This is a genomic window from Alkalimonas amylolytica, assembly GCF_900107845.1.
GTDB classification, from domain to species: Bacteria; Pseudomonadota; Gammaproteobacteria; order Enterobacterales; family Alteromonadaceae; genus Alkalimonas; species Alkalimonas amylolytica.
The window spans coordinates 660381-673647 of the sequence record NZ_FNRM01000001.1; the positions used below are offsets into that span (position 1 = coordinate 660381).

The window sequence follows — 13267 nt, forward strand, 5'->3', positions numbered from 1 at the left end:
CAAAATTCAATGTCAGAGAAAACCATGCGCTTAGTTGCTGTGTTCTTTACCGGGCTGTTGCTGTCAGGCTGCGCCACTTTAAGCAAAGATGAGTGCCTGCAAGCCGACTGGCAGACGCTGGGCTATGCCGATGGCGTTCAAGGTCGCTCGCCAGCGCGTATCGATACCTACCGCCAAGACTGTGCTAAACACCAAATTGTACCGGATCTGGCCCTGTATCAGCGTGGTCATCGACAGGGTTTGCAACTATTTTGCCGCACCAGCAATGGTTATGAGTTTGGCCGCAAAGGCCAGAGCTATCAGGGCGTTTGTCAGGGGGAGGCCGAAGTCGACTTTTTACTGGGTTTTGATGCTGGCAGACGAATTTTCCTGCTGGAGCAACAAGCGCAGCAGACCGAACGCAGCCTGGCACAACATGAACGGGACCATCAGCAGCTGGCACAGACTATCACAGAAAAAGAAGCGCTGATGTTTGGCGATGGGCAAACCCCGGAAGGCCGCCAGCAATTGTATCGGGAAATCAGTCAGCACCGCCAGCAACAGGCGGAGCTACTGCGAACGCGCACCCAGCTTGAGTACCAACTGGCGGGCTTGCAACACCAGATCCTGGAGCTGGAGCAGACTTTTAGCTTTTACTGAGCCATGGCCTGGCTGGCAGATGCCAGCCGTGGGTACACCACCATGTGATCCAGATCGAGCCGGATGCCAATCATCTCGCCAACCGCGTGGTTGTGATGGCTCAAAGCCAGACAGTAGACCTGATCACCGCTTTGTAGCTCCAGGCTGTACAGGATATGCGAGCCACGAAAGGACTTTTCCAGCACCTTTGCGGTAACGCCACTGTCATCATCGTGCACGATATCATCCGGTCGAATCAACACGTCAACCAAATCGCCCTGCTGCAAGCCTGGCTGGTAACTCTGGCGAAAGATGCCAAACGAGGTTTTCACCTGCTGCGTATCCAGCATCTGGCCAGCCAGCAGCACGCCGCGGCCAATAAAGTCGGCTACGAAGCGATTCACCGGTTTATGGTACAACTCATAGGGCGTGGCCCATTGTTGCATGCGGCCATGTTCCATCACACCGATCAAGTCCGCCATGGTAAAGGCTTCAAATTGATCGTGTGTCACCATCACGGCGGTCATCTGTTCGTGCTTTAAGATCTGGCGGATATCCCGCGCCAGAGACTCACGCAGGTCTGCATCCAGGCTGGAGAAGGGCTCATCCAGCAGCAAGACTTCTGGCTTAGGTGCAATGGCACGTGCCAGTGCAATACGTTGCTGCTGGCCACCGGAGAGCTGGTGAATGTAGCGCCCGGCTAAGTCGGGCAAGCCAACCAGTTGCAATAACTCCCGAATGCGCAACTGACTCGCGCTTCGGCTTAAATGCTTTAAGCCAAAACCAATATTCTGTGCCACCGTTAAATGGGGGAATAAAGCAAAATCCTGAAACACCATACCCAGCTGCCGCTGCTCAGGTGGGCACTGCACACCGGGCGCACTGACCACCCCCTGCGCTAAACTAATTTTTCCACTGGCGACCGGCTCAAAACCAGCAATGGCACGCAGTAAGGTGGTTTTTCCACAGCCAGAAGGACCAACCAGACAACCGATTTGGCCCTTTGATAACGACAGATTGATGTCTTTCACCACGGTATGGGGGCCATAGGCCACCGCAAGTTGTTCCAGTACCAGCATTTTTGGTCCGCTTTAGTGGACCCGCTCCATCGAACGGGCCAGAATAATCACAGGCAATAACCCCACCAACACGATGGCCAGTGCCGATAAGGAAGCATCGGCCAAGCGCTCATCCGAGGCCAGTTCAAACGTCCTTACAGCCAAAGTGTTGAAATTAAAAGGCCGAAGGATCAAGGTAGCTGGCAGCTCCTTGAGCACATCAACAAACACCAGCAATAACGCCGTTAATACACTACCACGCAACAAAGGCACATGCACCCGCCATAGCACCTGGCGCGGTGAGCAACCAAGCGAGCGGGCCGCTTGATCCATATTGGGCCGGATGCGCTGCAAACCGGCCTCCACGCTGTGCAGCGACACCGCCAAAAACCGGACGCTGTAAGCCAGCAGCAATGCGAACAAAGTGCCGGAAAACAGCAAACCGGTCCGCACACCAAACCACTGCTCTGCCAACAAGTCGATATGGCGATCCAACAAAGCCAGTGGCAGCATTACGCCAATGGCAATTACAGTACCAGGAATAGCGTACCCCAGTGCCGCCAGCCGAACGGGCACCAGCACTAGCCAGTCGCGACGCAAGCGTCTGGCATAGGCAAAGATCACCGCCAGCAGCACAGCCAACAAAGCTGCCAAGGCCGCAAGCGAAAAGCTGTTCCACACCAACTGCATAAAACGCTCATCCAAGGTCTGCTGCCAGGTGGCCCAGGCCCACCAGCTCAATTGCACCGCAGGCACCACAAAGCCAAACAGCAATGGCAGCAAACACAGCGCCAGCACCATCAGTCCTCGCCCACCTCTTAGCTCTTTACGCGGAGCCCGGCTGTCTTTTTGTCCTTGATGATAATAGCGAATTTTGCGGCGGGACCATTGCTCAAGCACCAGTAAAAACAGCACAAAACTGGTCAGCATGGCCGCCAACTGAGCCGCTGCCAGGCTGTTATTGAGGCCAAACCAGGTACGGAAAATGCCGGTAGTAAAGGTATCGACACCAAAATACTGCACGGTGCCGTAATCAGCAAAGGCTTCCATCATTGCCAGGGCCGTCCCGGTTAAAATGGCCGGCCGGGCCAATGGCAAGGCCACCTGCCAGAAATGCTGTCGGGTGGTGAGGCCTAGGGTGCGACTGGCTTCCTGCAACGAGGCAGCCTGCTCACGAAAACCATTGCGTGCCAGCATATACACATAGGGATACAGCACCAACGACAACATCAGAATGGCGCCGCCTAACGAACGGATTTCGGGAAACCAGTAATCGCCATAGCGCCAGTCAAACCAGGCACGTAATTGCGTCTGCACCGGGCCGGCAAAGTCCAGCAAACCGGTGTAGGTATAGGCGATGATGTAAGCGGGAATGGACAGTGGCAACAACAGCATCCACTCAAGCAAGCGGCGGCCGGGGAACTCGTACTGCGACACCAGCCAGGCGCTGCCAGTGCCCAGAAATAGCGCACCGAAACCCACGCCAAAAGCCAGCAGCAGCGAGTTGCTGATATAGAGCCAGAGCACAGTCTGACGCAGATGCGACCACACCTCCCACTGCGGTTGCAGCAGACTTAGTAGAATCACCAGTACCGGCACAGCAAGCAGGCTGGCGGGTAACAACACCAGCCAGCGCCAGGGGTCTGGTCGCCACTTCATCGGGTTCAATACTGCTCGCACTTAGGCCCTCGGTTCGAGATAGGCACTAGCGCCAACGAGCCCGATCCATTAAACGCAGAGCTTCTGCATTCAACTCACCCAAACGCTCAAGTGGCAAAGTATCGGCTGTAAAATCACCATAGGACTGCAAGGCTTCGCTGTATGCTACCCCGGGACGCACCGGGTATTCATGGTTGGCTTCGGCATACCATTGCTGCGCGTTTTCACCGAGCATAAACTCCAGTAGTTGCAGTGCAGCAGCAGGATTGGGGGCATGCACAGCGACGCCTGCGCCAGAAATATTAATGTGTGCACCTCTTCCGTCTTGCTCTGGCCAGTAGACCCCAATGCTGGCTGCCGCTTGTTGATCGCGCGGATCATTTATCATTCCAGCCAGATAATAAGTATTGGCAATCGCCAGATCGCAGACGCCAGCAGCCAGGGCCCGAATTTGGTCGCGATCGCCACCACGCGGTGGTCGGGCAAAGTTTTGTACCAGGCCACGCACCCACTGCTCGGTCGCAGCGGTACCATCATGCGCCAGTTTGGCAGCCACCATCGACTGGTTGTAAATATGGCCAGAGCTACGCACACAAATCCTGCCACGCCACCGTTCTGCCGTGAGATCCGAAAGCTCTGCTTTATCGGCTTCACTCAGACGCCCCTTGGCATACATCACCGGCCGGGCCCGCACGGTTAAGCCAAACCAGTAGCCGGCTTCATCACGCAAGTGGGCCGGGATAGCTTGCTGCAACAGCTCAGAGCTTTGAGGCTGCAGTAGTTGCTGCTGTTTAGCGCGGTACAAACGGCCAACATCGGTGGTGATCAGTAAATCGGCCGGGCTGTTACGTCCTTCGCTGGCAATACGGGTGATCAATTCATCGGCATTGCCGGTTATCAAATTAACCCGTATCCCTGTGCTGGCATTAAACTCATCCAGTACCGGCTTAATCAGCTCCTCCTGGCGCGCTGAATAGACATTAACTTCAGCACTGAACACCGCAGCACTCTGGCTGGCAAGCGACAACAAGGCACTGCAACACAACACCATCGAAACAAGACGCATAGGAAGCTCCGTTCTGAACAAACTGACAGCACAAACAATGGCGGCAAGTATAAACCTAATGAGAACCATTCTCAATATTGTTTTGATACTCTATTGGTGTTACTCAGCGATGTTTTTATTGCATTAATCGCGGTACCTTACGCTAAGTCCGATAGCTGTGGTAGGCTGCTCATTGTTGATGATTGACGTGAGTTTGCATGAAGATAGTTCATTTGATCCTGACCACCCGCTTTGCTGGCAGCGAACGCTATGCAGTCGAGCTGGCCAATGCCCAGGCCGAGCAGCATGAGGTCTATCTGATTCTGCGTAAGGTAGCAGCTGAGCAAAGACCGGATGCTATAGCGCACCGGGTCAGCCAAAACGTGCGGATCATGCTGGTGCATGACTTTGCGCTGTTCTCGCACTTTCAAATCCGCGCTTTACTCAAAAAAATCCAACCCGATGTAGCCCATGCCCATTTAAGCCGCGGTTGCCGGGCACTGGCCAGCTTGCCAGCCAGTGCCATGCTGCGTACCGCCACCTTGCATATTCATTACAAACCGCAGCAACATGCCAAACTGGATGCGCTGATTGCGATAGCCCCGGCGCAACTGGATACATTGCCTGCTACACTGCGCAAACACAGTTGCCATCTTGATAACTGGACGCACGCTTTGCCGGTAGACCGACAGCAAGGACTGCTCCTGCGTCAGCAACACCAGATCCCGGATCAGCATCTGGTCTTGGGTAGTTTAGGCCGGGTCGAGGCCAGCAAAGGTACTGAAACCCTGATTAAGGCCTTTCTAAATACCAGACTGGACAATACCACTCTGGTCATAGTGGGCCAGGGCAAGGACTGGTCCGTATTGCAACAAAAATATGGTCAGCAGCCAAATCTGCGGTTGGTTGGTTTTAGCGAACAGCCGCAAGCCTGGCTGGCGGGCTTTGATTGCTTTGTCAGCGCAGCCCGTTCTGAGCCTTTTGGCCTGGTGTTTCTGGAAGCTATGGTCGCAGGCCTGCCAATCATCGCGACCAAAACCCAGGGAGCCTGCCATCTGGCAGATTACTTTCCCTACCCATTAGTTGAGGTGGATGATGAAGCTGGCCTTGGCGCCGCATTACACCACTTTGCTGAGAAGCCACTGCCACGCCTGCAGTACGATATGCTGGCATTTAATTATGAGGCTCAGGTTGCCAAGGTTGAGCAGTTTTATCAACAGCAGCGGGCTCGTCTTGCTGAGGTCCGAGGCGGTAAAGCTCTGCCGGGCTGAGTTCGGCATAGCTAGCAAGCCTATAGAAATTAAGCCATAATACAATTCGTTATACACTGTGTGAGTGTTTTAAGGAGCGACACATGATGCTGATAGCCGTGCTGTCATGCTTTATTTTAGCCTGTTTTGCCCCCTGGCTGCATCGGCTGGGTGGTCGTCATAGCGGCTGGTTGCTGGCACTTTTGCCAGCCACTCTGTTTGCCTATTTCGCCAGCATGTTGCCGACGATTAGCCAAGGTCAAAGCCTGCAATTTGCCTACGCCTGGTTTCCTGGCATGGGTATTCAACTGAGCTTTCTGGTCGATGGCCTATCCTTACTCTTTGCCCTGCTGATCACCGGCATTGGCTTCTTTATCCTGGCCTACGGTGGTCGCTATCTGGAAAAACACAAGGATCTGGGGCGCTTTTTCGTGTTTTTGCTCGGCTTTATGGGTTCCATGCTGGGTGTGGTGTTATCCGATAACCTGATCAGTTTGTTCGTGTTTTGGGAGCTGACCACCGTCACCTCCTTTATGCTGATTGGCTTTAACCATGAGCAGGAAGACGCCCGCAAAAAAGCTCATCAGGGATTAATGATCACTGTGATGGGTGGCCTGGCGCTGATGACTGGTTTTATTATGCTGGGCATGGCCGCGGGCAGTTATGAGCTCAGCACCATTCTGAACAGCGATGGCTTGACCGAGCATGCGCTTTATCTACCTATGTTGCTGCTGATATTGCTAGGCGCTTTTACCAAGTCGGCCCAGGCACCGTTTCATTTCTGGCTGCCCAACGCAATGGCAGCGCCTACACCGGTATCGGCTTATCTGCACTCAGCCACCATGGTGAAAGCCGGAGTTTACCTGCTGGCACGGCTCAATCCTGGTCTTGGCGGTACTGATACCTGGCTGCTGATGCTGACCCTGTTCGGTGCTTTAACCATGTTGACCGGCATTTTCCTCGCCAGTCGCGCTACTGGCGTCAAAAAGGTGCTGGCCTACTCCACTGTGATGGCCCTGGGTACGCTAACCATGTTGCTGGGCCTTGGCACCGAAACGGCTGCATTAGCCGCAGTGACCTTTTTACTGGCGCATGCGCTCTACAAAGGGGCGCTCTTTATGGTGGCTGGCATTCTGGATCACTCCGCCGGGGTCAAAGACTTTACCCAGGCTGGCGGCTTACGCCACAGCATGCCAAAAACCACGGTAGTGGCGGTATTGGCCTCCCTCTCCTTGGCAGGCATTATTCCGCTATTTGGCTTTGTTGGTAAAGAGTTGCTGCTGGAAGCCGTGCTCAGCGCTTCCAAATGGCACATTGGCCTGACCATCGCTACGGTGATTGCCAATATCCTGGTGGTTCTGGTCGCAGCCATCGTTGCGTTACAACCCTGGTTTGGTGCCGTGGTTGAAACCCCTAAAAAACCGCACGACCCGGATATTGCTTTATTGATTGGACCGGCCGTACTTGCCACTTTGGGACTGGTGTTTGGCCTGATGCCTTTTATTGCCGATAAGGGCCTATTGGCAGCAGCCGCTGGCGCTGTCTATGGTCAACCGGTTGAGCTCTACCTGGCGCTCTGGCACGGTATCAATCTACCACTGATGCTCAGCCTGAGCAGTCTGCTGCTTGGCTTGTTGCTGTTTAAAGTCTGGAGCGGCTGGCGTCAGTTGACCAACTTTATGCACAGTGCCGAAAAAATTGGTCCTGAAGTGGTGTATGAGCGCCTGATGCTTGGCATGACCCAGTTTGCCGCCTGGCAGACGAATACGCTGCAAAACGGCTACCTCCGTAACTACCTGATCACCACCCTTGGCACCGTGATTATTGTGGTGGGCTGGGCTTTATTGCGGGTCAACCAACTGGAGTTAAACATCAGCTTCCAGGACATGCGGGTACATGAGGTTGCCATTGCAGTGCTGCTTATTTTCTCGGCTCTAATCGCTGTGCTGGTACGCTCTTTCCTGGCGGCAGTGGCCATGTTGGGAGCTTTGGGTTTTGGTGTTGCGTTGCTCTATGTCTTCTTCAGTGCCATCGATGTCGGCATCACCCAGGTATTGGTAGAAACCATCACCGTGCTGTTGTTGGTGCTGGTGCTGTACCGGCTGCCAGAGTTCCGTAGCCTGTCTTCTACTGCCAACCGGATCCGTGATGCCATCATCGCCGGTATGACCGGACTGCTGATGACCATCCTTATTTTGGCGATCACTGGCGCCCGCCAGCTGGAAGGAATTTCTGATTACTTTCTGCAAAACAGCGGACCTCTCGGCCATGGGCGCAACATAGTCAATGTTATTTTGGTGGACTTCCGGGCACTCGATACTCTGGGCGAGATTTTCGTGCTGGCGCTGGTGGCCATCGGCGTTTATGCCATGATCCACTTGCGCACCGGGGCCCTGCCGGTGACCAACTCGGACCGCCGGGCCGCTTTTAATCTGCGTCGAACGCAAAAGGACAAAGCCAAAGCCGATGCAAAAGCAGAAGCAGACGCAAGCGCTGTAGCTAGTAAGGGAGAGGAATGATGAAACCACGTCGCTTTAACATGCGCTCCTTAATTTTGAATACCGGTAGCTCCTTGCTGCTGCCCTTGCTGGTGTTGTTTTCACTGTTCCTCCTGTTGCGCGGTCATGATGAGCCAGGAGGTGGCTTTATCGGCGGTCTGGTTGCTGCCGCAGCGGTCGCTTTAAAGCTATTTGCAGAGGATTACAAAGCCGCCCGTGATATGTTGCGAGTCCACCCATTGCAGTTGGTCGGTATTGGCCTGGTGCTGGCGGCTGTGGCTTCCTTACCACCTTTGTTTGTCGGGGAGTCTTTCTTTACTGCTCAGTGGTGGAGTCTGGATTTGCCGATTTTTGGTGAGTTAAAGCTAAGTACGCCCTTGCTGTTCGATATTGGTGTCTTTCTTGGCGTGATAGGCACCGTGCTGACGGTCGTTTTCACTCTGGCGGAGGCAGAACACTCATGACAACTTTAATGGCTATTTTAATTGGCACCTTCTATGCGGCTGCCATCTACATGATGCTGCGTCGCTCTGTGGTTAAGTTGGTGATTGGATTAATTTTACTTTCCAATGCCGCCAACCTGTTGATCTTTACCGTAGCAGGCATGGACAGAGGCATTCCGCCTCTTATCCCAAAAGGGGAACTGCTGATTGAAGGCCCGGCGGCGGATCCGTTGGCGCAAGCGGTCATTCTGACCTCCATTGTGATTGGCTTTGGTGTACTGGCTTTTGCTGTGGTGTTGATCCACCGGGCTTGCGAGGTGGTGCAGACCGATGACATGAACGAAATGAAAGGAACCGATTGATGGATCTGGAAGTATTGGTTGCACTCCCGATTATAATTCCGTTACTGCTTGGTGCCCTTTCGCTGACGGTGCTCAGTAATCACAGTGCTCAGCGCTGGTTAGGTGCCATTGGTACAGCTCTGTTGCTGCTTTGCTCAGTCTGGTTATTGCTGCATACCCGCGAGGTTGGCATTCAGGTGTTGGAGGTTGGCTCCTGGCCTGCGCCTTTTGGTATCGTGCTGGTATCCGATATGCTGGGTGCCATTATGGTGGTGCTGGCTTCGATTACCGGCTTCGCGACTGCCCTGTACAGCTTAAAAACCGTCCGCAAGCGCTTTGAACGTTTCGGTTATTACCCGCTGCTGCACTTGCTGTTGGCCGGGGTGAACGGTGCTTTCTTAACCGGCGATATTTTTAACCTCTATGTTTGGTTTGAAGTCTTGCTGGTTGCATCCTTTGCCCTGTTGATCTTAGGTGGCGAGCGGGCGCAGATGGAGGGGGCCATCAAGTACGTCACACTAAACCTGCTCTCTTCCGCCTTATTCCTCACCGCCATCGGTCTGACTTATGGCTTGGTGGGTACTCTGAATATGGCCGATATCGCTGTGAAAATGGCCAGCCTGGAAGATCAGAAGATGGTGACGGTGATCGCCAGCCTGTTCCTGATCGCTTTTGCCATCAAAGCCGCTGCCTTCCCACTGTTTTTCTGGTTACCAGCTTCCTATCACACGCCGCAGGTGGCGGTGTCAGCTATTTTTGCCGGCTTGCTGACCAAGGTAGGTGTCTATGCGCTGTACCGGGTATTCACGCTGATTTTTACCGCTGATACGGGCTTTACCCATGAAATTTTGCTGTGGATTGCTATTTTCACCATGTTGACTGGTGTACTGGGTGCTGCCGCTCAATTTGAAGTGCGACGGATTTTAAGCTTTCATATCATCAGCCAAATTGGTTACATGATTCTGGGCTTGGCACTCTTTACCCCGCTGGCATTGATCGGTGGTGTCTTTTACATCATGCACCACATCATTGTGAAAGCCAATTTGTTCCTGGTGGCCGGTTTGATGTATCGCTTGGGTGGCAGCTTTGAGCTGAAAAAACTCGGTGGCCTGTACCGTAATCATCCTGGTTTGGCCGTGTTGTTCCTGATCCCTGCGTTATCACTGGCTGGTGTGCCGCCTTTGTCTGGTTTCTTTGCCAAGTTTATTCTGATCAAAGCCGGTGTTGAGGCTAGCGCTTGGTGGGCCGTAGGGGTTGCGTTGCTGGTTGGCCTGCTGACACTGTTCTCCATGATTAAAATCTGGAATGAAGCTTTCTGGAAAGCCTCGCCAGAACCCAACCCAGCGGTCCCAGCACCAACCAGGAATGCTCTACTGTACTGGACTATTGGTTTGCTGGCAGCCATGACAGTGTGCATAGGTCTGTTTGCTCAGCCGATTTACCAGATGGCCGAAATGGCGGCAGCACAGCTGCTCAATCCGGCGGGCTATATTGAAGCAGTATTGGGAGGCACCACACCATGAATGTATTGCTTTCAAACCTGGTTTTGGCCCTGATTTGGGCTGCACTGACCGACACCATGAATGCTGGCGGTCTGGTGATTGGTTTCTTGATTGGTTATCTTGTGCTGGTATTGGTGTTTCGTCAGCACCCTGATGTTCGCCAGTACCGCCTGCGGGTTCCTCGCATGTTCAGCTTTGTGGTGTTCTTCACCAAAGAGCTGATTATGGCGAACCTGAAAGTTGCCTACGATGTGCTCACGCCGATTCACCTGATGAAACCTGGTGTAATTGCCATGCCGCTGCGGGCAGAGTCTGACCTGGAAATCACCATGCTGGCCAATGCAATTTCGTTGACGCCAGGCTCACTCAGCCTGGATGTTTCTTCTTATAGAAAGGTACTTTATGTGCACATAATGTACCTAGACAATGAAGAAGATGTGATGAATGAGCTCAAACGAATGGAAACTAAAATTTTGCGGGTGATGCGATGAATCCAGTACTCGATTATACACTCTGGCTCTGTTTTGCTGTGCTGAGCGTGGCCATATTTCTGGCACTTTGGCGTTTATTTAAAGGGCCGACCCTGCCCGACCGAGTGGTAGCACTGGAGCTGATTGCCTCGATGACGGTTGGCTTGATTGGTCTTTACGCTATTCGTACCGGCCGCGACGCCTTTATCGATGTGGCCATGGTACTGGCGCTGACCGCCTTTCTGGCTGCAATTGGTTTTGCCCGCTATTTAGAAAAAGGGAGTCACCGCGATGATCATTGATATTCTGGCTGCCCTGTTCATAGCAGCAGGTAGCTTCTTTATGCTGGTAGCATCTTTAGGTGTGTTCCGTATGCCCGATTTGCTGACCCGGATGCACGCCACCACCAAGTCGGGTGTACTGGGTGCTGGCCTTATTATGTGCGGTGTGATGCTGTTTTTTGTTGATAGCGGTGTCACCTTAAAAGCACTGGCAGTGATGGCCTTTACCACCCTGACTTCGCCCATTGCAGCACACGCTATTGGCCGGGCTGGCTACTTTATTGGCGTGCCCCTGTGGGATAAAACCGTGAAAGACGAACTGCATGGCCGCTATGACGAAGAGACCCATGTCCTGCGCAGCCCCGGGCAAATGCGCGATAAAAAAGACCAACCTTAGCCTTTTGACTTAAAGCGGTTCTGATAAAGATTAAAGTCCGGTACGTCACGTTGATAGTCTTGCTGCAACAAAGTTGAATGCACAATAAAATCTGCGGTGGCCCTGTTACAGGCCACCGGGATATTCCAGACGACGGCCAGACGGATCAGCGCTTTGACATCCGGATCATGGGGCTGTGAACTTAGCGGATCCCAGAAAAACACCAGCCAATCGACCTGTTGCTCGGCAATTAAAGCGCCTATCTGTTGATCGCCACCCAGTGGACCGCTGGCAAAGCAATGCACACTTTTACCAAGCGTGGCTGCCAGTAAAGAGCCCGTGGTGCCAGTGGCATAAAGCGCTTTATCGGCAAAAAAATCAGCATGAGTTTTCACCCAGTCCAGCAAATCCTGCTTCTTACCATCGTGTGCAACCAGTGCAATTGTTTTCATGTTGACCTCCTTTTGCATAAATCACCAGCAAACTGTTAACTTATTGACACTTTATTACAGTTATTTACAGGCATAAAGCGTAACATCAGATTTTCATTTTTACCGGAAATCCACGAATGACGCCCTGGTTAAGCATTCTTATCCCTGCCTACAAAGTCGCTGACTACTTAAACGAATGCCTTGCTTCCATCATGCCGCAATTAGACAGCGGCTGTGAAGTGCTTCTTTTGGATGATGCTTCACCGGATAACTGTTATGCCATCATGCAACATTGGCTGCAGCAATACCCGGGGCAACTCAGGGTCTTCAGGCACGAACACAACCAGGGCCTCAGCGCTGCACGGAATACGTTGTTACAGCATGCCTGCGGTGATTACCTTTGGTTCTTCGACTCCGATGATGTGATGACGTCAGGTGCCATTGGGCAATTGAAATCGATCCTCACCACGCATGCTCCCGACCTGGTGCTTTGTGATTTTGAACTGCTCAGAAGCAAACGCTCATTGAAGCATTACCTGCGTGGTGAGCATCACCGGAGTAGTTTTCATGGTATCAAACAACAACTATGCACCGATAAAGAAGCTTTAATCGCTGGCCTTTTCGCCGCCGGGCAAATGCATATCTGGTCTAAAGTCTCCAGGCGCAGCCTCTGGCAGCAAGGGTTACTCTTCCCTGTTGGCCGTTATTTCGAAGACATTCATGTCAGTCCTAAATTGGCCTTAAACGCAGCCAGTTACTACTATCAACCCGCTACCTGGGTGAAGTACCGCCAACGTGCGGGCAGCATTTTATCCAATAAAACACCTGCGATGCAGCAAAAGAAAGCCACAGATCTGGCAGAAGCACTGCTGGGTTTTGAGAGCAGCCTGCAGCAGATCTTGCCCCATCGGCAGGCTCGTACCAACTTTTACATCAGCTATTTTTGTAGTCGTAACTTTATTGGCGCGTGCAAAGCAACCACGGCAAGCCAGGAGGCTCCTAACCAACAGCTGCAACAAAATCTTGCCGCCCTCAAAGCATCCATTGCAATGCCCTTGCCTGCCCTGCTACTTGCCTGTTGCCGTCAAGGTTGGTTGGTGCGCGCGCTCAAACTTGGTTATTGGCTGCATAAAGCGCAAGGCTCAGCGCGCAATACGGCCTGGCAACACTAGGTAAAAAAAAGCCCTGCAAAGCAGGGCAAACAACCAAGGTCCACGTATAACATCGTTATTGGTCCGGTAGTTGCTGCGCTTCTGGCGCTGTGCAACTCACCGTTGACCACATCATTCGTTGAC

14 protein-coding genes are annotated in these 13267 nt (G+C 53.0%); 10 read left to right on the forward strand and 4 right to left on the reverse strand.

Translation table 11 applies throughout. The annotated features are described in order from the left end of the window. Window positions 1–9 precede the first annotated feature (9 nt). Complete coding sequence (locus BLW37_RS02955) at window positions 10–639, forward strand: DUF2799 domain-containing protein (RefSeq protein ID WP_091339174.1); 630 nt, start codon at window positions 10–12, stop codon at window positions 637–639. Here the strand turns inward: BLW37_RS02955 and BLW37_RS02960 are convergent. Genes BLW37_RS02960 through BLW37_RS02970 form a run of 3 tightly spaced genes read right to left on the reverse strand, consistent with a single transcriptional unit; the run spans window position 633 to window position 4401 of the window. Further along, the gene (locus BLW37_RS02960) at window positions 633–1697 is read right to left on the reverse strand and encodes an ABC transporter ATP-binding protein (protein ID WP_091339177.1); all 1065 of its coding nucleotides are present in this window, start codon (window positions 1695–1697) and stop codon (window positions 633–635) included. The genes BLW37_RS02955 and BLW37_RS02960 overlap by 7 nt on opposite strands. A gap of 12 nt (window positions 1698–1709) precedes the next feature. After that, window positions 1710–3335: an ABC transporter permease gene (locus BLW37_RS02965; RefSeq protein WP_091339180.1), complete on the reverse strand. Its 1626-nt coding sequence runs from the start codon at window positions 3333–3335 to the stop codon at window positions 1710–1712. Between the two features lie 46 nt (window positions 3336–3381). Continuing rightward, window positions 3382–4401, reverse strand: a complete 1020-nt coding sequence (locus BLW37_RS02970; RefSeq protein WP_091339182.1) for an extracellular solute-binding protein — start codon at window positions 4399–4401, stop codon at window positions 3382–3384. Between the two features lie 197 nt (window positions 4402–4598). On the opposite strand from BLW37_RS02970, the gene BLW37_RS02975 reads away from it, so the two are divergent. From BLW37_RS02975 to mnhG, 8 genes are all read left to right on the forward strand, one after another. Then, complete coding sequence (locus BLW37_RS02975; protein ID WP_091339187.1) at window positions 4599–5651, forward strand: glycosyltransferase; 1053 nt, start codon at window positions 4599–4601, stop codon at window positions 5649–5651. A gap of 86 nt (window positions 5652–5737) precedes the next feature. Then, window positions 5738–8149, forward strand: coding sequence for a putative monovalent cation/H+ antiporter subunit A (locus tag BLW37_RS02980; protein ID WP_091339589.1), 2412 nt, complete (start codon window positions 5738–5740; stop codon window positions 8147–8149). After that, window positions 8149–8592, forward strand: coding sequence for a Na+/H+ antiporter subunit B (locus tag BLW37_RS02985; RefSeq protein WP_091339189.1), 444 nt, complete (start codon window positions 8149–8151; stop codon window positions 8590–8592). The genes BLW37_RS02980 and BLW37_RS02985 overlap by 1 nt, the downstream gene beginning before the upstream one ends. After that, window positions 8589–8933 carry a Na+/H+ antiporter subunit C gene (locus tag BLW37_RS02990; RefSeq protein WP_091339192.1) on the forward strand — a complete coding sequence of 115 codons (345 nt, stop codon included), beginning with the start codon at window positions 8589–8591 and terminating at the stop codon, window positions 8931–8933. Before BLW37_RS02985 ends, BLW37_RS02990 begins: the two co-directional genes overlap by 4 nt. 5 nt (window positions 8934–8938) lie before the next feature. Further along, on the forward strand, window positions 8939–10435 hold the full coding sequence (locus BLW37_RS02995) for a Na+/H+ antiporter subunit D (RefSeq protein ID WP_171907533.1): 1497 nt from the start codon (window positions 8939–8941) through the stop codon (window positions 10433–10435). Then, window positions 10432–10905, forward strand: coding sequence for a Na+/H+ antiporter subunit E (locus BLW37_RS03000; RefSeq protein WP_091339196.1), 474 nt, complete (start codon window positions 10432–10434; stop codon window positions 10903–10905). Before BLW37_RS02995 ends, BLW37_RS03000 begins: the two co-directional genes overlap by 4 nt. Next, window positions 10902–11186, forward strand: coding sequence for an MrpF/PhaF family protein (locus tag BLW37_RS03005; protein WP_091339198.1), 285 nt, complete (start codon window positions 10902–10904; stop codon window positions 11184–11186). The genes BLW37_RS03000 and BLW37_RS03005 overlap by 4 nt, the downstream gene beginning before the upstream one ends. Further along, the gene (gene mnhG, locus BLW37_RS03010; RefSeq protein WP_425426598.1) at window positions 11179–11562 is read left to right on the forward strand and encodes a monovalent cation/H(+) antiporter subunit G; all 384 of its coding nucleotides are present in this window, start codon (window positions 11179–11181) and stop codon (window positions 11560–11562) included. Before BLW37_RS03005 ends, mnhG begins: the two co-directional genes overlap by 8 nt. Here mnhG and BLW37_RS03015 read toward each other — a convergent pair. Beyond that, complete coding sequence (locus tag BLW37_RS03015) at window positions 11559–11993, reverse strand: methylglyoxal synthase (RefSeq protein ID WP_091339204.1); 435 nt, start codon at window positions 11991–11993, stop codon at window positions 11559–11561. The genes mnhG and BLW37_RS03015 overlap by 4 nt on opposite strands. Window positions 11994–12109: 116 nt before the next feature. On the opposite strand from BLW37_RS03015, the gene BLW37_RS03020 reads away from it, so the two are divergent. Continuing rightward, window positions 12110–13144, forward strand: coding sequence for a glycosyltransferase family 2 protein (locus tag BLW37_RS03020; protein ID WP_091339207.1), 1035 nt, complete (start codon window positions 12110–12112; stop codon window positions 13142–13144). Window positions 13145–13267 lie beyond the last annotated feature (123 nt).